19 protein-coding genes are annotated in these 22,048 nt (G+C 68.0%); 8 read left to right on the top strand and 11 right to left on the bottom strand.

Annotation, left to right across the window (positions count from 1 at the left end):
- Positions 1–126 precede the first annotated feature (126 nt).
- From GRX31_RS13815 to GRX31_RS13790, 6 genes are all read right to left on the bottom strand, one after another.
- Positions 127–858, bottom strand: a complete 732-nt coding sequence (locus tag GRX31_RS13815) for a CoxG family protein (RefSeq protein ID WP_160853180.1) — start codon at positions 856–858, stop codon at positions 127–129.
- A 38-nt stretch (positions 859–896) separates the two neighbouring features.
- Positions 897–2,144: a VWA domain-containing protein gene (locus tag GRX31_RS13810; protein ID WP_160853178.1), complete on the bottom strand. Its 1,248-nt coding sequence runs from the start codon at positions 2,142–2,144 to the stop codon at positions 897–899.
- Positions 2,141–3,082, bottom strand: coding sequence for an AAA family ATPase (locus GRX31_RS13805; RefSeq protein WP_160853176.1), 942 nt, complete (start codon positions 3,080–3,082; stop codon positions 2,141–2,143). Before GRX31_RS13805 ends, GRX31_RS13810 begins: the two co-directional genes overlap by 4 nt.
- A gap of 157 nt (positions 3,083–3,239) precedes the next feature.
- Positions 3,240–4,031 (bottom strand): FAD binding domain-containing protein, encoded by a 792-nt coding sequence (locus GRX31_RS13800; RefSeq protein WP_017407803.1) that lies wholly within the window; start codon positions 4,029–4,031, stop codon positions 3,240–3,242.
- 10 nt (positions 4,032–4,041) lie between these two features.
- Positions 4,042–6,432 (bottom strand): xanthine dehydrogenase family protein molybdopterin-binding subunit, encoded by a 2,391-nt coding sequence (locus GRX31_RS13795; RefSeq protein WP_046988109.1) that lies wholly within the window; start codon positions 6,430–6,432, stop codon positions 4,042–4,044.
- Positions 6,433–6,461: 29 nt separating this feature from the next.
- The gene (locus GRX31_RS13790; RefSeq protein WP_013803615.1) at positions 6,462–6,938 is read right to left on the bottom strand and encodes a (2Fe-2S)-binding protein; all 477 of its coding nucleotides are present in this window, start codon (positions 6,936–6,938) and stop codon (positions 6,462–6,464) included.
- 291 nt (positions 6,939–7,229) lie between these two features.
- Here GRX31_RS13790 and GRX31_RS13785 point away from each other — a divergent pair, with 291 nt between their 5' ends.
- The 3 genes from GRX31_RS13785 (at position 7,230) to GRX31_RS13775 (ending at position 11,055) form a co-directional block, all read left to right on the top strand.
- Positions 7,230–8,420, top strand: coding sequence for a helix-turn-helix domain-containing protein (locus GRX31_RS13785; protein WP_160853174.1), 1,191 nt, complete (start codon positions 7,230–7,232; stop codon positions 8,418–8,420).
- Positions 8,421–8,596: 176 nt separating this feature from the next.
- Entirely contained in the window at positions 8,597–9,205 is a 609-nt protein-coding gene (locus GRX31_RS13780; protein WP_016448926.1) for a TRAP transporter small permease subunit, read from the top strand.
- A gap of 17 nt (positions 9,206–9,222) precedes the next feature.
- Positions 9,223–11,055, top strand: coding sequence for a TRAP transporter large permease (locus GRX31_RS13775; RefSeq protein ID WP_016448927.1), 1,833 nt, complete (start codon positions 9,223–9,225; stop codon positions 11,053–11,055).
- 146 nt (positions 11,056–11,201) lie between these two features.
- Here GRX31_RS13775 and GRX31_RS13770 read toward each other — a convergent pair whose 3' ends face one another.
- The 5 genes from GRX31_RS13770 to xseB form a co-directional block, all read right to left on the bottom strand.
- Positions 11,202–12,281 carry a TRAP transporter substrate-binding protein gene (locus tag GRX31_RS13770; RefSeq protein WP_016448928.1) on the bottom strand — a complete coding sequence of 360 codons (1,080 nt, stop codon included), beginning with the start codon at positions 12,279–12,281 and terminating at the stop codon, positions 11,202–11,204.
- Positions 12,282–12,477: 196 nt separating this feature from the next.
- A complete protein-coding gene (locus GRX31_RS13765) occupies positions 12,478–13,560 on the bottom strand; it encodes a TRAP transporter substrate-binding protein (RefSeq protein ID WP_016452489.1) in 1,083 nt (360 codons plus the stop codon).
- A gap of 264 nt (positions 13,561–13,824) precedes the next feature.
- Positions 13,825–15,705: a 1-deoxy-D-xylulose-5-phosphate synthase gene (gene dxs / locus GRX31_RS13760; RefSeq protein WP_160853172.1), complete on the bottom strand. Its 1,881-nt coding sequence runs from the start codon at positions 15,703–15,705 to the stop codon at positions 13,825–13,827.
- 203 nt (positions 15,706–15,908) lie between these two features.
- A complete protein-coding gene (locus GRX31_RS13755) occupies positions 15,909–16,859 on the bottom strand; it encodes a polyprenyl synthetase family protein (RefSeq protein WP_016452491.1) in 951 nt (316 codons plus the stop codon).
- Positions 16,860–16,867: 8 nt separating this feature from the next.
- A complete protein-coding gene (xseB, locus tag GRX31_RS13750; RefSeq protein ID WP_016448932.1) occupies positions 16,868–17,104 on the bottom strand; it encodes an exodeoxyribonuclease VII small subunit in 237 nt (78 codons plus the stop codon).
- Between the two features lie 340 nt (positions 17,105–17,444).
- Here xseB and GRX31_RS13745 point away from each other — a divergent pair, with 340 nt between their 5' ends.
- The 5 genes from GRX31_RS13745 to flhC all read left to right on the top strand — a co-directional run bounded on the left by GRX31_RS13745 (position 17,445) and on the right by flhC (position 22,032).
- Positions 17,445–18,584, top strand: coding sequence for an aromatic ring-hydroxylating oxygenase subunit alpha (locus GRX31_RS13745; protein WP_016448933.1), 1,140 nt, complete (start codon positions 17,445–17,447; stop codon positions 18,582–18,584).
- 324 nt (positions 18,585–18,908) lie between these two features.
- Positions 18,909–19,814, top strand: a complete 906-nt coding sequence (locus GRX31_RS13740; protein ID WP_016452492.1) for a DMT family transporter — start codon at positions 18,909–18,911, stop codon at positions 19,812–19,814.
- A 93-nt stretch (positions 19,815–19,907) separates the two neighbouring features.
- Positions 19,908–20,816 carry a sulfurtransferase gene (locus GRX31_RS13735; protein WP_047325849.1) on the top strand — a complete coding sequence of 303 codons (909 nt, stop codon included), beginning with the start codon at positions 19,908–19,910 and terminating at the stop codon, positions 20,814–20,816.
- 319 nt (positions 20,817–21,135) lie between these two features.
- Positions 21,136–21,462, top strand: coding sequence for a flagellar transcriptional regulator FlhD (flhD, locus tag GRX31_RS13730; RefSeq protein WP_012204159.1), 327 nt, complete (start codon positions 21,136–21,138; stop codon positions 21,460–21,462).
- A 27-nt stretch (positions 21,463–21,489) separates the two neighbouring features.
- On the top strand, positions 21,490–22,032 hold the full coding sequence (flhC, locus tag GRX31_RS13725; RefSeq protein ID WP_016448936.1) for a flagellar transcriptional regulator FlhC: 543 nt from the start codon (positions 21,490–21,492) through the stop codon (positions 22,030–22,032).
- Positions 22,033–22,048: the final 16 nt, after the last annotated feature.

Genomic DNA, 22,048 nt, shown 5'->3' with positions numbered 1-22,048 from the left:
AACAAATCTGAGGCCAGAGACGCCGAGCAAGAGCCGCCTCGCGGCGGGGGCGCCCAGCCGAGGGCGTCGTCCCCCTCCCGCGAAGCGAGAGAGGGGGAAGCGGCGCAGCCGCTCAGGGGGAGCGCCCTAGTACCGCGAAAGCAGCCAGCCGGCGCCCAGGACGACGACGATGGCCAGCCCCCAGCACCACAGCGGGATGGCGCGGCGCGAGCGTTCCTCGGCCTCGGTGGCCGGTGCGGCATCCAGCGGCGTGGCCACGCCGGCTGCGGCGTCGTGCTCCCAGGCCTGGGCGTCCACGGTGGGCTCGATGTGGCCGGTTTCATCGGCCAGGCCGGCAGGCAGGTGGGACAGGTCGGCGGTGTCGCCTGCATCGGCAGGCGCTGCGGGCGCGCGCGGGTGGCGCTGCTGCATCAGCGTGTCGAAGCGCGCGAAGAAGTCGTCGGCCATGTTGCGCGCGGCGCCGTCGATCAGCCGCTGGCCCAGTTGGGCGATCTTGCCGCCGACCTGGGCCTGCACGCTGTAGCTGAGCAGGCAGCGCGGCTGGCCTGCGGCGTCAGCGGGCTCGGGGGTGAGGGTGACGTCGGCCTCGCCCTTGCCGAAGCCGGCCACGCCGCCCTGGCCTTCAAAGGCGATGTGGTAGCGCTCGGGCGGCGTGATGTCGGACAGCGTGACCTTGCCGCTGAACTTGGCCGATACCGGCCCCACCTTGACCGCCATGCCCACGGCGTACTGGTCATCGCCCTGGGGTTCGAAGCGGTCGCAGCCGGCCAGGCAGGCCTTGAGCGTTTCGGGATCGTTGAGCGCCTCCCAGGCCTGCTGCTGGCTGACGGCGAGGGAACGGCTGGCTTGCATTTCCATGGCAATTCCTTTCTGCGATGGGGGTGGCCGCAAGCGGCTCAGCGGCCTGGCGCCGCCAGCAGCCGCGCCAGGTGACCGGCCAGTTGCTGCAGCGATTCCAGGTTGTGTACCGCAAGCATGGCATGGGCATGACGATGCAGCACGGCCGCCCCCTGGGCCAGTGGGGCATACCCGTCAAAGCGCAGCAGCGGGTTGAGCCACAGCAGCCGCGCGCTGTGGCGGCGCAGCCAGGCCAGTTCGCGGTCCAGCTCGGCGGCATCGCCGGTGTCCAGGCCGTCGCTGATGATGAGCACCAGGGTGCGCCGGCCCACCAGGCCTGAAACCTGGTGGCGCGCATGCAGGCGGCGCAGTTCGCCCAGGCTGCTGCCCAGGCGCGTGCCGCCGCCAAAGTCGGCAATGGCGGCGTTGGCGCGCTCGAGCATGGCGTCTGTATCGGCCTGGGCAAAGGCCGGGCCCAGGTCGCGCAGCTCGGTGCCGAAGCTGAAGACCTGGCGGCGCAGGCCCGCATGGCGCTGCGTGCTGGTGGCCGCGTGCAGGAAGGCCAGCAGCAGCCGCGCATAGCGCTCCATGGAGCCCGAGACATCGACCAGGGCCAGCCAGGGCAGCGGCAGGCGCCGCCGTTCGCGCCGCAGCAGCTGCAGCATTTCGCCGCCGTGGCGCGATGCCGCACGCAGGCTGGCAGCCCAGTCGGGCACCGCGCCGCGCTGGCCCGTGCGCGTGCGGCGGCTGCGGTAGCGGGGCAAGGGAAGGGCAATGTCCCGGGCCAGGCGCTGCACCAGCAGGTATTCGCTGGCGCTGAGCTGGTTGAAGTCGGCATGGCGCAGGCGGTGGCGCTCGCTGGCCGTCATGGCGGCGTCCAGCTTCAGCTCTTCATCGACGGCGGCCCTGCCCTCGCCTGCCTGGCGGGGCGACAGGGCTTCCTGCACGCGCGGGCGGTGGCGCGGCGCGGACGGCCGGGGCGCCTGCGGCAGCAACTGGGCCAGCAGTTGCCGGGCCACATCGGGATTGCGGAAGTAGGCGTCGAACAGTTCGCGGAACACGGCGCGGTCCTGGGCGTTGCTCACAAATACGGCCTCCAGCGCGGCGGCCATGTCCTCGCGCGCCAGGCCGACCAGGGACAGGGCCTGCTGGGCCAGCGTCATGCGCCCGCCATCCACGGGCACGCCCGCGCGGCGCAGCGCACGCGCAAAGCCGACCAGGTTGCCTGCCAGCTTGCCGCTGCGCGCATCGCCCAGCCAGCTGGTGCGCTCGCCCCCATCGGCGGCACCGGCTGCACCAGCCGTCACGGCGCGGGCTCCGGCGCCAGCAGTTGCTGCAGCCGCTCGGGCGTGAGCGCGGCCACGTCCTCGCGCTGCTTGAAGAGGATGCCGGCCGTGTCGTGCACGACTTCGGGATCGACCACCAGGGTGTCCAGCGCCACCAGGGCCTTGGCCCATTCCACGCTTTCGGCAATGCCGGGCACGCGCTGGAAGGCGTCGGCAAAGGGCTGGCTGCGCAGCCGCCCCACGAAGCTCGCCACCTGGGCCGTCAGGGCCTGCCCGGCCCCAGGCACCAGGGCGCGCACGATGGCCAGCTCGCGCTCGCGCCCGGGATAGTCCAGCCAGTGGTAGAGGCAGCGGCGCTTGACGGCATCGTGCAGGTCGCGCGTGCGGTTGCTGGTGAGCACGGTCACGGGCGGCACGCGTGCCGCCACCGTGCCCAGCTCGGGAATGCTGACCTGGTACTCGCCCAGGTATTCGAGCAGGAAGGCCTCGAAGGGCTCGTCGGCGCGGTCGATCTCGTCGATCAGCAGCACGGCGCCGGGCTCGGGCTGCTGCAAGGCCTGCAGCAGCGGGCGGCTTACCAGGTAGCGCTCCTGGTAGACCTCCTGCTCGGCGCGCTGCATGCGGTCGTGCTGCGGTGCGGCCGCGGGCTGCGCCGAGGCCAGCTCGGCCGCGCGCAGGTGCAGCAGCTGGGCCGCGTAGTTCCATTCATACAGCGCCTCGCGCTGCTCCATGCCGTCATAGCACTGCAGCCGGATCAGGCGGCGCTCCAGCACGCGCGCCAGCGCCTGGGCCAGCGCGGTCTTGCCCACGCCGGGCTCGCCCTCCAGCAGCAGCGGACGCTGCAGCCGCAGGGCCAGGAAGACGGCCGTGGCCAGGCGCCGGTCGGCGAAATAGCCTTCGTCCTGCAGCGCGGCGACCAGGGCGTCTATGGAGGCAATGGCTTGCTCGGGAACCTTCATTCAGTCCTTATCCAATCGTCATGGAACTGCGCTTCGTCTGCGCTGCGCAAAACTGGCGCAATCCAACTCAGGGACACCGAGGAAGGGCCGCCCCGCACCGAGGGTGTCGTCCCCCTTCAAGGGGGAAGGCGCGAAGCGACTCAGGGGGTCACCATAGTCACCCCAGCATCTGCGATACCGCACGCTGCGTCTGCACGCTGATCAACTGCGCCCGGTAGCGCGCGCTGGCATGCAGGTCGCTGTTGAGGTCGGCATGGTCGATCAGCACCTGGGCGGCCGCGTCGGGCGTGAAGCTCTGGTTGAGCGCGGCCTCCAGCCCCGCATGGCGGAACACGCTGAGCCCGGCGCCCGTGATGGCCACGCGCACGCCGCTGTCGGTCTGGGCGACGAAGACGCCCACCAGGGCGAAGCGCGAGGCGGGCTGCTTGAACTTGAGGTAGGCGGCCTTCCTCGGCACGGGAAAGCGCACGGCCGTGATCAGCTCGCCGCTGCCCAGCGCCGTGGTGTACATGCCCTGGAAGAAGTCGTCGGCCGCGATCTCGCGCCGGTCGGTGACGACAGTGGCGCCCAGGCCCAGCACGGCGCTGGGGTAGCAGGCAGCGGGGTCGTTGTTGGCCAGCGAACCGCCGATGGTGCCGCGCGCACGCACCTGGCGGTCGCCGATGCCGCCGGCCAGCTCGGCCAGGGCCGGGATGGCGGCCTGGACCTGCGGGTTGGCGGCCACGTCGGCGTGGCGTGTCATGGCGCGGATTTCCACGGTCTGGCCGTTGACGGCGATGCCGGCCAGGCCCTGGACGCGGTTCAGGTCCACGATCTGTTCGGGCCGCGCCAGGCGCAGGCGCATCGATGGCAGCAGGCTTTGGCCTCCGGCCAGGTACTGGCCGCCCTGGGCGGCCAGGGCAGCGGCGTCGGCCGTGGTGCCAGGGGCTTCATAGGTGAATGCGTACATGGCGCTCTCCTCAGGAGGTGGCTGCGGCGTCGATGGCCGACCAGACACGGTGCGGGCTGGCCGGCATGTCCAGGTCCCTGACACCCAGGGGATGCAGTGCGTCAAGCACGGCATTGATGACGGCGGGCGGCGAGCCTATGGCCCCCGCCTCGCCGCAGCCCTTGGTGCCCAGCGGGTTGTGCGTGCAGGGCGTGCAGACGGTGCCGAGCTTGAATTCGGGGAAATCGTCGGCGCGCGGCATGGCGTAGTCCATGAAGCTGCCGGTGAGCAGCTGGCCGGTCTCGCGGTCGTAGACGCAGTTTTCCAGCAGCGCCTGGCCTATGCCCTGGGCCACGCCGCCGTGCACCTGGCCCTCGACGATCATGGGATTGATGATGGTGCCGAAGTCGTCCACGGCGCTGAAGCGGTCCACGCGCACCACGCCCGTGGCCGGGTCCACCTCGACCTCGCAGATGTAGGTGCCTGCGGGGAAGGTGAAGTTGGTGGGGTCGTAGAAGGCGGTTTCGTTGAGGCCGGGCTCCAGCTTGTCCAGCGGGTAGTTGTGCGGCACATAGGCGGTGAGCGCGATCTGGGCGAAGGGGATTTTCTTGTCGGTGCCGCGCACCGTGAACTCGCCGCCCGCGAAGTCGATGTCGGCGTCGCTGGCCTCCATCAGGTGGGCTGCGATCTTCTTGGCCTTGGCCTCGATCTTGTCCAGCGCCTTCATGATGGCCGCGCCGCCCACGCTGATGGAGCGTGATCCGTAAGTGCCCATGCCGAACGGCACACGGCCCGTGTCGCCGTGGACGATGTCCACGTTCTCCACGGGTATCCCCAGGCGCGCGGCCACCACCTGGGCGAAGGTGGTCTCGTGCCCCTGGCCATGGCTGTGCGAGCCCGTGAACACGGTGACGCTGCCCGTGGGATGCACGCGCACCTCGCCGCATTCGAAGAGGCCGGCCCGCGCGCCCAGGGCGCCCGCGATGTTGCTGGGCGCCAGGCCACAGGCCTCGATGTAGCTGCTGTAGCCCAGGCCGCGCCTGAGGCCCCGCGCCTCGCTGTCGGCACGGCGCGCGGCAAAGCCGGCCACGTCGGCCAGGGCCTCGGCCTTGTCCATGCAGGCGCCGTAGTCGCCCACGTCGTACTGCAGGGCCACGGGCGTCTGGTAGGGGAAGCTGGTGACGAAGTTGCGCCGCCGTATCTCGGCCTGGGACAGGTTCAGCTGCCAGGCGCAGCGGCTGACCAGGCGCTCCAGCAGGTAGGTGGCCTCGGGCCGGCCCGCGCCCCGGTAGGCATCGACGGGCGCGGTGTGGGTGAACCAGGCATCGACTTCCACATAGACCTGGGGCGTGGCGTACTGGCCCGCCAGCAAGGTGGCATAGAGGATGGTGGGCACGGCGCTGGCGAAGGTGCTCAGGTAGGCGCCCAGGTTGGCATCCGTGTGCACGCGCATGGCCAGGAACTTGCCGCTGGCGTCCATGGCCATCTCGGCATGGCTGACGTGGTCGCGGCCATGGGCGTCGGTGAGGAAGGACTCGCTGCGGTCGGCCGTCCACTTGATGTTGCGGTTGAGCTTTCGCGCACCCCAGGTCAGGCAGACATCCTCGGCATACAGGAAGATCTTGGAGCCGAAGCCGCCGCCCACGTCGGGCGCGATCACGCGCACCTTGTGCTCGGGCAGGCCCATGACGAAGGCCGTCATCAGCAGCCGCTCGACGTGCGGGTTCTGGTTGGCCACGTACAGCGTGTACTCGTCATTGGCGCGGCTGTAGCTGCCGATGGCCGCGCGCGGCTCCATGGCGTTGGGAACCAGGCGGTTGTTGACCAGGTCCAGCTGGGCGATGTGGGCGGCACCGGCGAACACGGCATCCACGGCGGCCTTGTCGCCGATGGCCCATTTGTAGCAGTGGTTGTCGGGGGCGATGTCGTGCACCACCGCGCCGGGCACGCTGCCGGCCGCCGCGTCGGCCACCAGCACCACGGCGGGCAGCGGGTCGTAGTCCACCTCCACCAGCTCGGCCGCGTCGCGCGCCTGCTCCAGCGTCTCGGCCACGACCATGGCGACCTGGTCGCCCACGTAGCGCACGGTGTCCAGCGCCAGGATGGGATGCGGCGGCTCCTTCATGGGCTCGCCGTTGGTGCTGGTGATCAGCCAGCCGCAGGGCAGGCCGTTGATCTTGTCGGCCGCCACGTCGGCGCCCGTGAGCACGCCGATGACGCCGGGCGCGGCCCTGGCCGCATCGGTGGAAACGGAGCGCACACGCGCATGCGCGTGCGGCGAGCGCACGAACACCGCATGGGCCTGGGCGGCCAGCGCGATGTCGTCGGTGTACTGGCCCGCGCCCGTGAGGAAGCGGTAGTCCTCCTTGCGCTTGACGGGCTCGCCGATGTGGGGGAGCTTGGAAAAGTCGGATGCACCCATGGCTGTCTCCTTGTGGTGACCTGCGGCGCTCAGGCCGCAGGCCCTGCCATGGCCTGGCTGCCCTTTTTCACGGCAGCCACGATGTTCTGGTAGCCCGTGCAGCGGCACAGGTTGCCCTCCAGCGCCTCGCGGATCTCGCGATCGCCCGCGCACGGCTGGCGCTGGCACAGGTCCACGGCGCTCATGACCATGCCCGGCGTGCAAAAGCCGCATTGCAGGCCGTGGCACTCCTTGAAGGCCGCCTGCATGGGGTGCAGGCCGCCGTCGATATCCGCCAGCCCTTCGATGGTGCGCACCTCGCAGCCCTCGGCCTGCACGGCCAGCATGGCGCAGGACTTGACGGCGTGGCCGTCGACGATGACGGTGCAGGCCCCGCACTGGCTGGTGTCGCAGCCCACATGCGTGCCGGTCAGGCGCAGGTGCTCGCGCAGCGCATGCACGAGCAAGGTGTTGGGTGGAACGTCGATGCGCTGCGCGCGCCCGTTGACGGTGAGCTGGACATTCATCGTGCTGTCTCCTGCCTGTGTTCGGCGGTGATCTGGAACGTGGGGGAACGCCGGAAACCTCGCCTGCCATGGTCGCCCTGCCCGCAGGCGCCCGTTCTAGGGTTGACCCGCAAGCCCGGGCCGGGCGGCGCGGATATTCTCAAAATGACACAGTCGTCACCGCAGCCGCAGCCGCAGCCGCAGCCGCAGCCGCAGCCCGCACCGCTTGCGCCTGCGCCCCCGGCTTCGACCGTGCCCGCCTGCCAGCCCGTTCGCAATCCCTTGCCAGCCAGCCACAGGAGTCCCCGCCCCATGTTCGCCCTGAGCCCCGACGCCGCGCAGCCCTGCCCCGCCGATCCGCGCCACGCGCAGATCGCCCGGGCCCGCAGCCTGGCCTTCGGCGAGCAGGCGCTGGCCGGCATGCCGCCTGCCACTCTGCCCGCCCCCCCTGCCGGCATCGCGCCCTGGCTGTGGCGCTCCTGGCAGCGCTGCCTGGCGGCAGGCCGCCGCCCGGGCGAGCGCGTGGTCTACGAAGCACTGGGGCCGCATGCGCTGCGCCAGGCACGTGACGGCCACGAGGCGCTGCTGCAGGCGGCGCACCCTGTGATGACCCAGCTGGTGGGCGCCGTGGGCGCCATGCGCTACTTCAGCCTGCTGACCGATGCGCACGGCACCGTGCTGGACGTGCAGGGGCCGCTGGACCGCAGCGACATCCGCGTGCAGGCCATCGCCCGTGTGGGCGTGGACCTGTCCGAGCAGGGCGTGGGCACCACCGCCATCGGTGCGGCCCTGGCCGAGCACGGCCCCGTCTGGCTGCACCGGGCCGAGCATTTCTTCGAGGCCAACCGCCACTACAGCTGCGCGGGCGCACCGCTGTACGCCCCGGACGGCCGCTGCCTGGGCATGCTGGACATCACGGGCGTGGACGTGCCCGAGCGGCCCGAGCTGATGCACCTGGCGCTGCGCTGCGCCCGCGCCATCGAGGACCGGCTGCTGCGCGCCCTGCCCCACGCGCTGCTGCTGCACCTGAACTGGCCCGGCGGGCCTCTGGGTCAGGAGGGCGAAGGCCTGCTGGCCGTGGACGCCGAAGGGCATGTGGCGGGCAGCAATACCCTGGCGCGCCAGCTGGTGCCCCAGCCGCTGGCGCATCCGGGCCAGCCGCTGCACTGCAGCGAACTGCTGGCCATGCCCTGGACGGCGCTGGTGGAGCATGCGCGCCAGCGCCCCAACGAACCGCTGCGCCTGCCGCTGTGGTCGGGCCTGCGGCTGCAGGCACTGGTGCAGCCCGGGCCCCAGCTGCGCCAGCTGCTGCCTGCGCTGGGCACGGCGGCACTCGCTGCCGCCGCCCAGGCCAGCCCGCTGCGCGCCAGCGAGGGCGTGCTGATCGAGCAGGCCCTGCAGGATGCCCAGGGCAATGTGACCCGGGCCGCCCGCGCGCTGGGCATCAGCCGGGCCACGATGTACCGAAAACTGGGAGCCCGCAGGCCCCGCGCGACAACCTGAACGGGACGTTTCCTCGGGTTCACACGGATTTCTTTTAGGGGGAGCGGGCCGCCTGCGGCGTTCGGGTCTCCGTAGAATCGACGGCTTTGGTCCATGCGCCGACAAGAGCGCTGCGCGCCGGCCTACAGGCCGGCGTACGGCGACGGACCCAATACAGCCTACTTTTTGGAGACACCATGCAGGCTTTGCTCAAATTCTCAAGAGGGGTCGACTGGCTCAACAGCCTGGTCGGGCGATGCCTTATCTGGCTGATCCTGGCCTCGACGGTCATCAGCGGCATCAATGCCATCGTGCGCAAGGTGTTGCACACCAGCTCGAACGCCTACCTCGAAGTGCAGTGGTACCTGTTCGCCGCCTCCTTCCTGCTGGCCGCCGGATATACGCTGCTGCAGGGCGAGCACGTGAAGGTGGATGTGATCGCCAGCCGCCTGTCCAAGCGCACGCAGATCTGGATCGACATCTTCGGCTTCGTCTTTTTCCTGACCCCCATGGCACTGGCCATCCTGTGGTTCGGCACGCCGTTCGTGATCCAGGCCATCCAGACCGGCGAGATGTCGGGCAATGCAGGCGGCCTGGTGCGCTGGCCCGTCTACCTGATGATTCCCCTGGGCTTCGGGCTGCTGCTGCTGCAGGGCATGTCGGAGCTGATCAAGCGCATCGCCTTCCTGAAGGGCCTGATCGACGATCCCACGGCCAAGAAGGGCGAGAAGACCGCAGAGCAAGACCTGGCCGAAGCCCTGCGCGGGCTGGCAGGAGCCAAGGACAAAAGCGGGCAAGGCGCCTGATCGGGGAAACAGACATCATGGAATTCGTGATCCACAACCTGGCCCCGATCATGTTCGCGGGGCTGATACTTTTCCTGCTCGTGGGATTTCCCGTGGCATTCAGCCTGGGCGCCTGCGGACTGTTCTTCGCCTTTGTCGGCATCGAACTGGGCGTGCTGCCCGAAGCCCTGCTGCAGGCCCTTCCGCTGCGCATCTTCGGCATCATGCAGAACGAGACGATGCTGGCCATACCGTTCTTCACCCTCATGGGGCTGATACTGGAGCGAAGCGGCATGGCCGAGGACCTGCTGGAGACCGTGGGCCAGCTCTTCGGCCCCGTGCGCGGCGGCGTGGCCTTCGCGGTGATCTTCGTGGGCGCGCTGCTGGCGGCGACCACGGGCGTGGTCGCGGCATCGGTGATCTCCATGGGTCTGATCTCCCTGCCCATCATGATGCGCTACGGCTATGACCGCCGGGTGGCCTCGGGCGTGATCGCGGCCTCGGGCACGCTGGCGCAGATCATTCCGCCGTCCCTGGTGCTGATCGTGCTGGCCGACCAGCTGGGCCGCAGCGTGGGAGACATGTACAAGGGCGCCTTCCTGCCGGGCCTGATGCTGACGGGCTTCTATGCGCTGTTCATCGTCGTGCTGGCCATCTTCAAGCCCGCCATGGTGCCCGCCCTGCCGCCCGAGGCGCGCACGCTGCGCGAGCCCAATGGCAACTCCGGCCTGCCCTCCACCCTGGTGCTGACCGTGCTGTGCGTGGCGGCCTCGATGGTGGTCGCCCAGTACATGCCCCAGCTGCACACCTGGTGGTCCGGCGATGTGGTGGAGAAGGTCGCTCTGGACGAGACCATCGTGGTGTCCATGTGCTTCGGCGTGGCGCTGGCCTTCATCGCCGCCATGTTCAACAAGCTCACGGGCCTGCACCTGCTCAGCCGCATGGCCGAGCGCGTGACCTTCGTGCTGATCCCGCCGCTGCTGCTGATCTTCCTGGTGCTGGGCACCATCTTCCTGGGCGTGGCAACCCCCACCGAAGGCGGCGCCATGGGCGCGCTGGGCGCGGCCGTCATGGCCTTCGTGCGCGGCCGCCTGAGCATGGACCTGCTCAAGCAGGCGCTGATGTCCACCACCAAGCTGTCGTGCTTCGTGATGTTCATCCTGATCGGCGCGACCATGTTCGGCCTGACCTTCCAGGGCGTGGACGGCCCCAAGTGGGTGGAGGAGCTGCTGGTGTCCCTGCCCGGCGGCGAGATCGGCTTCCTGATCGTGGTCAACATCATGATCTTCGTGCTGGCCTTCTTCCTGGACTTCTTCGAGCTGTCCTTCATCGTCGTGCCGCTGCTGGCCCCCGTGGCCGACAAGCTGGGCATCGACCTGGTCTGGTTCGGCGTGCTGCTGGCCGTGAACATGCAGACCTCGTTCATGCACCCGCCCTTCGGCTTCGCGCTGTTCTTCCTGCGCAGCGTGGCCCCGGCCAAGGCCTACGTGGACAAGGTCACCAAGAAGATGACCGAGCCCGTGACCACCATGCAGATCTATGCGGGCGCCATCCCCTTCCTGCTGATCCAGCTGGTCATGGTGGCCCTGATCATCATCTTCCCCGGCATCGTATCCAGCGGGCTGGACAAGAAGGTGGAGTACGACCTGGACAAGGTGCGCCAGGAGATGGAGGCATCCATGCCCGAGGCCATCGACTTCAACGACCCCATGTTCAACGGCGACGGCGCGAACCAGCCCCCCGCACCCGAGGGCACCCCTGGCGAGCCCTCGGCCCCGGCGGGCGGTGAGGACGATGCGCTCAAGGCGCTGCAGGACCAGCTGCAGCGCGAGCAGCCGGCCACGCCGGGCGAGAGCAAGTCCGGCAGCTGATCGCAGGCTCCCTCAAGGACAGCAAAGGCCCCGCAACCGCGGGGCCTTTTTTCGTTCGGACCCCGGCGTGCGCCGGTCCCCTGCGCGCATGAAAAAAGCCGGGCAGTGCCCGGCTTTCGCGCATGACGCCCGAGGGCGCCGCGACTTCACAGCTTCTGCGCCGACATGAAGGCGTCGTAGCGCGCCTCGGCGAAGCGGAACCACAGCACCTCGTCGCGCTGGAAGTTGCGGTAGTCGCTGTAGATCTTCTTCCATGCAGGGTTTTTCTCGGCCAGCTCCGCATAGACCGCCATGGTGGTCTTGTAGGAGGCATCGAGCACGGTCTGCGGGAAGGCCAGCACCTTGGCCTTGCTGGCCACCAGTTGCTTGAGCGCGCCTGGATTGCGCGCGTCGTAGCGGGCCTGGGTGACCACATGGGCCTCGTGCGAGGCGGCCTGCACCATGGCGCGCTGCTCGGGCGTCAGCGCGGCCAGCGCCTTCTGGTTCACGTAGAACTCGAGGTTCAGGCTGCCTTCCCACCAGCCGGGGTAGTAGTAGAACGGCGCGACCTTGTTGAAGCCCAGCTTGAGGTCGTCATAGGGGCCGATCCATTCGGCCGCATCGATGGTGCCCTTTTCCAGCGCCTGGTAGATTTCGCCACCCGGGATGTTCTGGGGCACGCCGCCCATGCGCTCGATGATCCGGCCCGCGAAGCCGCCGATGCGGAACTTCAGGCCCTTGATGTCCTCGGTCGTCTTGACCTCCTTGCGGAACCAGCCTCCCATCTGGGCGCCGGTGTTGCCGCCCAGGAAGTTGACGATGCCGTATTCGGCATAGAACTCGCGCATCAGCTTGCCGCCGTTGCCGTCCACGTTCCAGGCCGTGAGCTGGCGCGAGTTCATGCCGAACGGAATGGCGCCGCCGATGGCAAAGGCCTCGTTCTTGCCGAAGAAGTAGTAGGGCGCCGTGTGCGCGATCTCCACCGTGCCGTTTTGCACGCCATCGACCACGCCGAAGGCGGGCATCAGCTCGCCGGCCGCATGCACCGACACCTCGAACTTGCCGCCCGACATTTCCTTGATCGCCTTGGAAAACACCTCGGCAGAGCCGTAGATGGTGTCCAGCGAACGCGGAAAGCTGGACGCCAGGCGCCAGCGCACCGCCGCCTGCGCATGAACGGCTGGCGCCGCTGCGGCAGTCAATACGCCGGCCAGACCGGCGTGCTTGAGTGCTTTTCTTCTGTCCATCTCTGTCTCCTCCTGATTCGCTCTGCTTGAGAGCATTCAAAAAAGGCCGGACTGCTCTTGGCAGCTCGGCCCACATACATCATCGGAACAAAAAAGCCCGCCGTCCCCGCTGCATTTCGCAGAGGGGACGCGGGCTTGGCCTGCAGGCGTGGAAGGCATGGACCGTCCTTGTGCGTGCTGCTGGCTGCAGACCTGCTTACAGCTTGGCCGTGGTCATGTAGCTGTTGTAGCGGAACTCCGAGAAGCGCTCCCACAGCAGCTGGTCGCGCTGGAAGGTGCGCAGGCTCTGGTTGATCTTCTTGAACATGGGCGACTTGGCGTCATGCTCGGCCATGATCTCCATGACGGCCTTGTAGCCGGCATCCATGAAGTCCTTGGGGAAGGCCTTGAGCTGGGTCTTGTCGGCCACCAGCTTCTTGAGCGCCACGGGGTTGTTGGCGTCGTACTTGGCCGTCATGTCGCGTGCCGCCACGTTGCAGGCCGCATCGACCATGGCCTTGTACTCGGGCGACAGGGCCGCATACGCCTTGGTGTTGATGAAGAACTCCAGCTCGGCGCCGCCTTCCCACCAGCCGGGGTAGTAGTAGTAGGGAGCGACCTTGTTGAAGCCCAGCTTCTGGTCGTCGTACGGACCTACGAATTCCACGGCATCCAGCGTGCCCTTTTCAAGCGCCTGGTAGACCTCGCCCACGGGCATGTTCTGCGCGACCACGCCGAGCTTGAGCATGGCGTCGCCGAACAGGCCGCCGCCCAGGCGCATCTTCAGGCCCTTGAGATCGGCCACCGACTTGATCTCCTTGCGGAACCAGCCGCCCATCTGGGTGCCCGTGTTGCCTGCGCTCTGGCTCTTGATGTTGTACTGGGCATAGAACTCGTCCATGAGCTTGCGGCCGCCGCCGTGCTCCATCCATGCATCCATCTGGCGCGCCGTCAGGCCGAAGGGCACGGCGCAGCCGAAGGCGAAGATGTAGTCCTTGCCGGTGAAGTAGTAGGGCGCCGTCAGCGCCATCTCGATGGTGCCGTTCTGGATGCCGTCGACCACGCCGAAGGCGGGCATCAGCTCACCGGCCGCATGCACCGAGACTTCGAACTTGCCGCCCGACATCGCCTTGAGCGTCTTGGAGAACATTTCGGCCGAGCCGAAGATGGTGTCCAGCGACTTGGGAAAGCTCGCGGCCAGACGCCAGCGGACCGCCTCCTGGGCGTGGACTGCGGGTGCGGCTCCCACAGCCAGCACGCCGGCGATTCCCGCATGTTTGATGATCGAACGACGGTCCATGAATGTCTCTCCGCGATGTGTTGTCAGTCAGAAAAAGCCACCACCACCCCTTGCTGCGCAAGGTCCGCTGCCCCTCCGAGGGGCCGCTTCTGCCTTGGGGGCCCGGCGGCAAAAAAAACGCACGTTCGCACGTGCATTCACACTGTATCAGGTGGTATCGATTCTAAAAACGCCGCAAAGCAAGCGCGGACGGGGTTTTCCCCCGCGTAGTCCTGCTCGGCATGCGCGATGCGCCCCATCGCGGGGCACAGGCCCGTCCCATCTTCAGGCCACGGCGCGCTCGGGCGCCAGGTGGGCGCGCACCGACGCCTCGATGCCGGCCGCGTCCAGCCCCTGCAGGGCCAGCAGCCTGGCGGGATCGCCGTGCTCGATGAACTCGTCGGGCAGGCCCAGCTGCAGCAGCTGTCGCGTAATGCCGGCAGCCTGCAGCGACTCGGCCACGGCGCTGCCTGCGCCACCCATGATGCAGCCCTCTTCCACGGTGACGATGAGCTCGTGCGTGGAGGCCACCTGGCGCAGCAGTTCCTCGTCCAGCGGCTTGGCCCAGCGCATGTTGACCACGGTGGCGTCCAGCGCCTCGGCTGCGGTCAGCGCGGGATACAGCAGGGTGCCGAAGGCCAGGATGGCGACCTTCTTCGCCGCCGATTCGCGGCGCACCTCTCCCTTGCCGAAGGGTAGGCCCTCCAGGCTCTCCAGCGGCGCCACACCCACGCCCGCGCCACGCGGGTAGCGCACGGCCACGGGATGGTCCTGCTCGTAGGCGGTGGTGAGCAGCTGGCGGCATTCGCGCTCGTCGGCCGGGCAGGCCATGCTCATGTGCGGAATGCAGCGCACGAAGGCGATGTCATACGCACCTGCGTGCGTGGCGCCATCGGCGCCGACCAGGCCCGCGCGGTCCAGCGCAAAGACCACGGGCAGCTTTTGCAGCGCCACGTCATGGATCAACTGGTCGTAGCCGCGCTGCAGGAAGGTGGAGTAGATGGCAACCACGGGCTTGAGGCCTTCGCAGGCCATGCCTGCGGCAAAGGTGACCGCATGCTGCTCGGCAATGCCCACGTCGTAGTAGCGGCCCGGAAAGCGCTTGTGGAATTCCACCATGCCCGAGCCCTCGCGCATGGCCGGCGTGATGCCGACCAGGCGCTGGTCCTTGTCCGCCATGTCGCACAGCCACTGGCCGAAGACCTGGGTGAAGGTCTGCTTCGGGGGCGTGGCCGGCTTGACCAGGCCCACGCTGGGGTCGAACTTGCCGGGGCCGTGGTAGGCCACGGGGTCGGCCTCGGCCAGCTTGTAGCCCTGGCCCTTCTTCGTGACCACGTGCAGGAACTGCGGGCCCTTGAGGCTCTTGATGTTCTCCAGGGTGGGGATCAGCGAGTCCAGGTCATGCCCGTCGATGGGGCCGATGTAGTTGAAGCCGAAGTTCTCGAACAGCGTGGCCGGCACGACCATGCCCTTGGCCTGCTGCTCCAGCCGCTTGGCCAGCTCCAGAAGCGGCGGCACCTGCTTGAGCACGCTCTTGCCCATGTCGCGCGCCTTGGCGTAGAACTGCCCGCTCATGAGCTGGGCCAGGTAGCGGTTGAGCGCGCCCACGGGCGGGCTGATGCTCATGTCGTTGTCGTTGAGGATGACCAGCAGGTTGGCATCGGTCACGCCGGCGTTGTTCAGCGCCTCGAAGGCCATGCCGGCCGTCATGGCGCCGTCGCCGATGACGGCGATGGCGCGGCGGTCCTCGCCCTTTTGCTTGGCGGCCAGGGCCATGCCCAGGGCGGCCGAGATGCTGGTGGAGGAGTGGGCCGTGCCGAAGGTGTCGTACTCGCTCTCGGCGCGCTGCGGAAAGCCCGACAGGCCGCCGAACTGGCGCAGCGACGCCATGCGCTCGCGCCGGCCCGTGAGGATCTTGTGCGGATAGGTCTGGTGGCCCACGTCCCAGACGACGCGGTCGTAGGGCGTGTCGAACACCGCATGCAGCGCCACCGTCAGCTCCACCGTGCCCAGGTTGGAACTCAGATGCCCGCCGGTCTTGGAGACGCTGTCGAGCACATAGGCACGCAGCTGCTGGGCCAGGGTCTTGAGTTCGGCACGCGACAGACGCCTCAGATCCGCGGGATCGTCGATGGTCTGCAGCAGGGAGTAGGTGTTCGTGGTCATGCTAGATATCTTGATGGCCGCAAGACCATCGCCCATATTTTCGTATCAGTTGCCTGTGGCATCGAACGCCACCCTTGCAAGTAGCGCGCCCCCACCAAGGGACACCGAGCAAGGGCCGCCCCGCAGCGAGGGTGTCGTCCCCCTCCCCCGCGAAGCGGGTAGAGAGGGGGAAGGCGCGAAGCGACTCAGGGGGTGCTTCATTGTCAGTGAGTGCGGCTCACGACCATGTCGGCCAGTGCCGCCAGGGCCCGCGTGTCCGGCAGGCCGCTGCGCGCCAGCGCCGCGTGCGCCAGGGCGCACAGCTCGTCGGCATGGGCGCGGGCCTGGTCCAGGCCCAGCAGCGAGACATAGGTCGGCTTGTCGTTGGCCGCGTCCTTGCCGGCCGTCTTGCCCAGGGTGGCCGAGTCGGCCACCACGTCGAGGATGTCATCCACCACCTGGAAGGCCACGCCCAGCGCCTGCCCGTAGTCGGACAGCGCCTGCCAGGCCTGGGCATCCACGCCCTCCTTGCAGGCTGCGCCCATGAGCACGCTGGCATGCAGCAGGGCACCGGTCTTGAGGCGGTGCATCTCGCGCAGTTGGGCCTCGCTCAGCTGCAGGCCCACGCTGGCCAGGTCGATGGCCTGGCCACCGGCCATGCCCTGCGCGCCTGCGGCACGGCCCAGCAGCCGGCACAGCCGCGCCTGCAGCGCATCGGGCATGCCGTCAGCCTCGTCGGGCGCGGGCACGAGCAGCTCGAAGGCCAGTGCCTGCAGCGCGTCGCCGGCCAGCAGGGCCGAGGCCTCGCCGAACTGCACATGGACCGTGGGCTTGCCACGGCGCAGCACGTCGTTGTCCATGCAGGGCATGTCGTCGTGCACCAGCGAATAGGCATGGATCAGTTCCACGGCGCAGCCGGCACGCACGGCGGCCGACGGCAGGCCGGCCACGGCCTCGGCCGCAGCCCAGACCAGCAGCGGGCGCAGGCGCTTGCCGCCATCGAGCACGGCGTATCGCATGGCTTCGCCCAGGCCGGCCGGCGCATCCACGCCCACCCATTGGGACAGCGCGCTTTCGGTGCGCGCCAGGCGGTCGTTCATCCAGCAGGGAAAATCCAGCGCGCCAAGGCCCGGCGCCTGGGAAACATCGGAAGCGGAAGTCATCAGGGCACTCATGGCAATCTTCAATCCTGGCTCCAAGGGGCCAGGGTCCCCTCGTCTAGCACCTTGACCTGCTCCTGCACCGCGTCGAGCTGGCCACGGCAGTAGCCGAGCAGCTGCGCCGCGCGCTGGTAGCCGGCCAGCATCTGCTCCAGAGGCAGCTGGCCCGACTCGATCTGCGCGATGAGCTGCTCCAGCTCCTGCAGCGCGGATTCGTAACTGGTGGGCTCGGCGGGAGCCTTGGGGGCAGCCTTGGGCATGTGGCGTTGGCAGTGCGTTGTGGGGAACCGACGATTCTAGGCGTCCCTCCGCGACCGCGCCGCCAATAACCGGACAGCCCTTGACAGGCGCCATCGGCCGCTTGCAATACACGTACCGGGCATCCGGAAATAACCCCACGGGCTATAATCCCATTCCCCGCCAAACCGGCCCCTTGCCTAGGCATGCGGTCGGGCTCACCGACAAGACAGGACGCCTCGGGCGCCGCTTGTTTTCAAGTCGTGAAGCCTGTCTCCATGTCCAGGAACGGCCGGTTTTGCTTTTTCCAATCCCGTGCGCACGCGCACCCTCCCTGTGGGGAGTCTTTAGGTCAGGTCACCCATGTCTGATTTAAGTCTTCAACTGCAGCAGGCCGCAAGCCAACTACCAGTTTCCAGCTACTTCGACCCTGCGCTGTTCCAGCGTGAGTTGGAGACCATCTTTCAACGCGGCCCGCGCTACGTGGGCCACCAACTGGCCGTTCCCGAGATAGGCGACTACTACGCCCTGCCCCAGGAAAAGGAAGGCCGTGCGCTGGTGCGCAACGCCAGGGGGCAGGTGGAGCTGATCTCCAACGTCTGCCGCCACCGCCAGGCCGTGATGCTCAAGGGCAGGGGCAACCTGATGACCGAAGGCAAGGGCCATGCGGGGGGCAACATCGTCTGCCCGCTGCACCGCTGGACCTACAGCACCAGCGGCGAGCTGCTGGGCGCACCGCACTTCAGCCACGATCCCTGCCTGAACCTGAACAACTACCGGCTGCGCGAGTGGAACGGCCTGCTGTTCGAGGACAACGGCCGCGACATCGAGGCCGACCTCGCCGGCATGAAGCTGCGCGAGCAGCTGAGCTTCGAGGGCTTCGTGCTCGACCATGTCGAGATGCACGAGTGCAACTACAACTGGAAGACCTTCATCGAGGTCTACCTCGAGGACTACCACGTGGGCCCGTTCCATCCGGGCCTGGGCAACTTCGTGACCTGCGATGACCTGCAGTGGGAGTTTTCCAGGGAGTACTCGGTGCAGACCGTGGGCGTGGCGCCCGGCTTTGCCCGGCCCGGCTCGGACACCTACAGGAAGTGGCACGACGTGCTGCTGGCCTACCGCAACGGCGAGCTGCCCGAACGCGGAGCGATCTGGCTGACCTACTACCCGCACATCATGGTGGAGTGGTATCCGCACGTGCTCACGGTCTCGACCCTGCACCCGCTGGCCGTGGACCGGACACTGAACGTGGTCGAGTTCTACTACCCCGAAGAGATCGCCGCCTTCGAGCCCGAATTCGTGCAGGCGCAAAAGGCCGCCTACATGGAGACCTGCATCGAGGACGACGAGATCGGCGAGCGCATGGACGCCGGCCGCAGGGCGCTGTACGAGCGCGGCGACAACGAGGTCGGCCCCTACCAGAGCCCCATGGAAGACGGCATGCAGCACTTCCATGAGTGGTATCGCGGCGTGATGGGCGACGCAGTCCCCGCACGCTGATCGGCTCCGGCTCTTCCGACGGCCCGCATTCGTGCGGGCCGTCTGCATTGGGCCTCCTGCATCGGGCCGCCTTCATCGAGCGGCAGGCCCGCCGCACAGCTCTTCTGAATGCAAGCGCCCTGGTGTGCCCAATGGGCAGGGCTGGCGACTGCAATGCATCCCGAGGCAGACCCAATGTCTTGGCTTATGCAATACAGTGCCTTGCGCGTGCCCCCTGCCGCGGCCCCGGGCCGTAGACAGCCAGGCGGCATGCGCCAAAAACAAAACCCAACCCTTTTCTCGTCCAGCGCCGCGGTCCTTGTGCGGCTCTATCCGGTCATTTATATGCAAGCCCTGTGGATGGTGGCGGCCGCATTCGTCTTTGCGGTCATGAGTGTGTGTGTGAAGTTCGCCTCCCAGGATTTCAACGCGGCGGAGATCGTCTTCTACCGCGGGCTGGTCAGCATGGTGGCGCTGTGGTGGCTGGCGCGCCACCAGGGCATTTCGCTGGCCACGCGCTACCCGCGCGAGCATGCCTGGCGCAGCTTCGTGGGCGTGACTTCCATGGGCGCCTGGTTCTACTCCATCGGCCACCTGCCGCTGGCTACGGCCGCCACCTTCAACTCCATGAGCAGCATCTGGATGGCGGTGTTTCTGATCGGCCAGGGCCTGCTGCTGCGCCACCAGCTGCGCCGCCAGCCCGAATCGCATGCGCTGCGCGCACTGCCGCCGTTTCCCTGGAGCCTGGTCGCCACCGTGGCCCTGGGCTTCGTGGGCGTGATCCTGGTGCTGCGCCCCAGCGCGGCGCCGCAGGAATTCGTGGCCAGCGCGGGCGGCCTGATCGGCGGGGTGTTCGCCGCCATGGCCTATATGCAGGTGGCCACGCTGTCGCGCATGGGCGAGCCCGAGGCGCGCGTGGTCTTCTACTTCGCACTGGGCTCGGCCGTGGCCGGCGCCCTGGCCATGTGCTTCACGGGCGTGTCCGCCTGGCCGGGCTGGCGCGCGCTGTGGCTGCTGCCCGTGGGCGTGCTGGCTGCCGTGGCCCAGGTCTGCATGACGGCGGCCTACGCTTCGGCCGGCAACAGCCGCAATACCCTGGTGGTGGCCAATCTGCAGTACTCGGGCATCGTCTTTGCCGCCCTGCTGAGCCTGGCGCTGTTCGGCGAAAGCGTGCCGCTGATCGGCTGGGCCGGCATCGTGCTGATCGTGGCCAGCGGCGCACTGGCCACGGCCCTGCGTTCACGCGGCTGACGGCGACGGCCCGCCTGGGGCCGTCGCATAATGGATCGGACCTTTTGCCGCAGGCGCACCGCCGCCTGCGCTGGCTTTCGGAGTTCCGCATCCATGACATCCAACACCTCCTCCTACCAGACCCTGATCTCCGTCCAGGAACTGGCCGCGCTGCAGTCCGGCGGCCGTCCGCTGATGGTCTTTGACTGCAGCTTCGACCTGGCCCAACCCGCAGCCGGCAAGGCGCAGTACCTGCAGGCGCATATTCCCGGCGCCGTCTTCGCCGACCTGGACCATGACCTCAGCGCAAAACACGGCGTGCCCGGCGCACATGGCAGCGTGGCGGCCAGCGAGCAGGCCGCCTCGGGCGGCCGCCACCCGCTGCCCAGCCGCGAGCTGTTTGCCATGTGGCTGTCGGAGATCGGTTTTTCCAACGACATGCAGGCCGTGGTCTATGACCGCAACGGCGCCAACTACTGCGGGCGCCTGTGGTGGATGCTGCAGTGGGCCGGACATGGCGATGTGGCCGTGCTCGACGGAGGTCTCCAGGCCTGGCAGGCCGCAGGCCAGCCTGTGGCATCGGGCGAGGAAAGCGCGCGCTTTCAGTCCAACTTCGAGCTGCACGAGCCGCTGCAGCAGCTGGTGACGGCACAGCAGGTGCTCGATGCGCTGGGCAGCGCCGGCCAGACCGTGGTCGATGCGCGCGCGCCGGCACGCTATCGCGGCGAAGTCGAGCCGCTGGACCCCGTGGCCGGCCATATCCCGGGCGCACTGAACAGGCCTTTCACCGAAAACATTGCGGCCGACGGCCGCTTCAAGCCCGCCGCCCTGCTGCGCGCCGAGTTCGACCGGCTGCTGGCCGGCCGCGATCCGGCCAGCGTGGTCCACCAGTGCGGCAGCGGCGTGAGCGCCCTGCCCAACCTGCTGGCCATGCGCATTGCAGGACTGCCGCCGGCACGGCTTTTCGCGGGCAGCTGGAGCGAGTGGTGCAGTGACCCGAAGAGGCCGGTGGAGCGCGGCTAATTCGGCTTATGCCCGCCCCTGGGAGGCTGCACAATGACAGCACTGTGTCAAAAGGCCGACATGCAACAACACCACTGCAGCGGCCTGCTCCCAGGCCCCCGGACGGCAGAGGCCGGGCGAAATCGAGTCATCCAAACCTTGCTACAGGTGTAAGGTAAATCTTACAAACGCCGTCTCACAACCAGACATCCGGCGCAGACCTGCCCCGACTTCAACGGCCAGGGACCCTCCTCCACAATCCATCCCAACAGATCGCAACAGGTTGAACATCTTGTTTCTACCCCGGTGTTGCGGCTGCCGAGATGCAAAGGATGGTCCTATGAACAATGAACAGCTGCTTGCCGAAATCCGCGAAGCCAACCTCACTTACCTGATGCTGGCCCAGACCCTGATCCGCCAGGACAAGGCGGAAGCGGTGTTCCGCCTGGGACTGAACGAAGAATCCTGCGACCTGCTGGCCGCGCTGTCGGCAGCCCAGGTGCTGAAGCTGGCCTCGCGCAATACCCTGCTCGCCAGCTTCCGCGTGGACGACGAAATGGTCTGGAGCTTGCTGACCAACCACAGCAGCAACAAGATCGGCAACGGTGCAACCAATACGCTGCACGCCAACATCCTGATGGCCAGCCGCGTTTCCGAAGTCCTCTGATCCGCCCGAAGAACTCTGGAGCCCGCCATGTCCACCGCCGTCAAAAGTGTCCTGAACGAGTCCAAGCAGATCGAGCGTGCCGCCATGCTCATCGAGATGGGTGCACGCATGCAGGTGCTCGAATCCGAGACCACGCTGTCCTACGAGCGCCTGATCCGCCTGTACAAGGAGATCGCCGGCAAGTCGCCTTCCAAGGGCCAGCTGCCGTTCTCGACCGACTGGTTCCTGACCTGGCAGGAGAACATCCACAGTTCGCTGTTCCTGAATATCTACGAATACCTGTCCAAGGGCGCCGAGCTGGATGCCGTTGAACAACTGACCAAGGCCTACCGTCTCTATACCGAGCAGATCCAGGCCGCCGAGCTGGAGGCGCTGCTGTCCTTCACACGCGCATGGCGCCTGGTGAAGTTTGTCGATGCGCAGATGCTGACCCGCACCCAGTGCTCCGTGTGCAAGGGCCAGTTCGTGACCGAGCCCTACGAGAACGAGCGCCACTACCAGTGCGGCCTGTGCAATCCGCCCGCACGCGCCGGCAAGAGCAAGAGCGCCGGCTCCCTGATGCTGCATTGAGCCCCTGCATCGCCGC

The organism is Delftia sp. CH05 (assembly GCF_009827015.1).
GTDB lineage: Bacteria > Pseudomonadota > Gammaproteobacteria > Burkholderiales > Burkholderiaceae_C > Comamonas > Comamonas tsuruhatensis.
Note: the sequence above shows the minus strand (reverse complement) of the source record. Positions and strands in the feature narration are given on the sequence as shown.

Bases quoted from the DNA above. Each gene is read 5' to 3' on its own strand.
- GRX31_RS13755 (WP_016452491.1), bottom strand. From the start codon at position 16,859: ATGAGTGCCCTGATGACTTCCGCTTCCGATGTTTCCCAGGCGCCGGGC.
- GRX31_RS13780 (WP_016448926.1), top strand. From the start codon at position 8,597: ATGCAGGCTTTGCTCAAATTCTCAAGAGGGGTCGACTGGCTCAACAGC.
- GRX31_RS13795 (WP_046988109.1), bottom strand. From the start codon at position 6,432: ATGGGTGCATCCGACTTTTCCAAGCTCCCCCACATCGGCGAGCCCGTC.
- GRX31_RS13785 (WP_160853174.1), top strand. From the start codon at position 7,230: ATGTTCGCCCTGAGCCCCGACGCCGCGCAGCCCTGCCCCGCCGATCCG.
- GRX31_RS13765 (WP_016452489.1), bottom strand. From the start codon at position 13,560: ATGGACCGTCGTTCGATCATCAAACATGCGGGAATCGCCGGCGTGCTG.
- GRX31_RS13790 (WP_013803615.1), bottom strand. From the start codon at position 6,938: ATGAATGTCCAGCTCACCGTCAACGGGCGCGCGCAGCGCATCGACGTT.
- GRX31_RS13775 (WP_016448927.1), top strand. From the start codon at position 9,223: ATGGAATTCGTGATCCACAACCTGGCCCCGATCATGTTCGCGGGGCTG.
- flhC (WP_016448936.1), top strand. From the start codon at position 21,490: ATGTCCACCGCCGTCAAAAGTGTCCTGAACGAGTCCAAGCAGATCGAG.
- GRX31_RS13770 (WP_016448928.1), bottom strand. From the start codon at position 12,281: ATGGACAGAAGAAAAGCACTCAAGCACGCCGGTCTGGCCGGCGTATTG.
- xseB (WP_016448932.1), bottom strand. From the start codon at position 17,104: ATGCCCAAGGCTGCCCCCAAGGCTCCCGCCGAGCCCACCAGTTACGAA.
- dxs (WP_160853172.1), bottom strand. From the start codon at position 15,705: ATGACCACGAACACCTACTCCCTGCTGCAGACCATCGACGATCCCGCG.
- GRX31_RS13805 (WP_160853176.1), bottom strand. From the start codon at position 3,082: ATGAAGGTTCCCGAGCAAGCCATTGCCTCCATAGACGCCCTGGTCGCC.
- GRX31_RS13800 (WP_017407803.1), bottom strand. From the start codon at position 4,031: ATGTACGCATTCACCTATGAAGCCCCTGGCACCACGGCCGACGCCGCT.
- GRX31_RS13745 (WP_016448933.1), top strand. From the start codon at position 17,445: ATGTCTGATTTAAGTCTTCAACTGCAGCAGGCCGCAAGCCAACTACCA.
- GRX31_RS13740 (WP_016452492.1), top strand. From the start codon at position 18,909: ATGCAAGCCCTGTGGATGGTGGCGGCCGCATTCGTCTTTGCGGTCATG.
- flhD (WP_012204159.1), top strand. From the start codon at position 21,136: ATGAACAATGAACAGCTGCTTGCCGAAATCCGCGAAGCCAACCTCACT.
- GRX31_RS13735 (WP_047325849.1), top strand. From the start codon at position 19,908: ATGACATCCAACACCTCCTCCTACCAGACCCTGATCTCCGTCCAGGAA.
- GRX31_RS13815 (WP_160853180.1), bottom strand. From the start codon at position 858: ATGGAAATGCAAGCCAGCCGTTCCCTCGCCGTCAGCCAGCAGCAGGCC.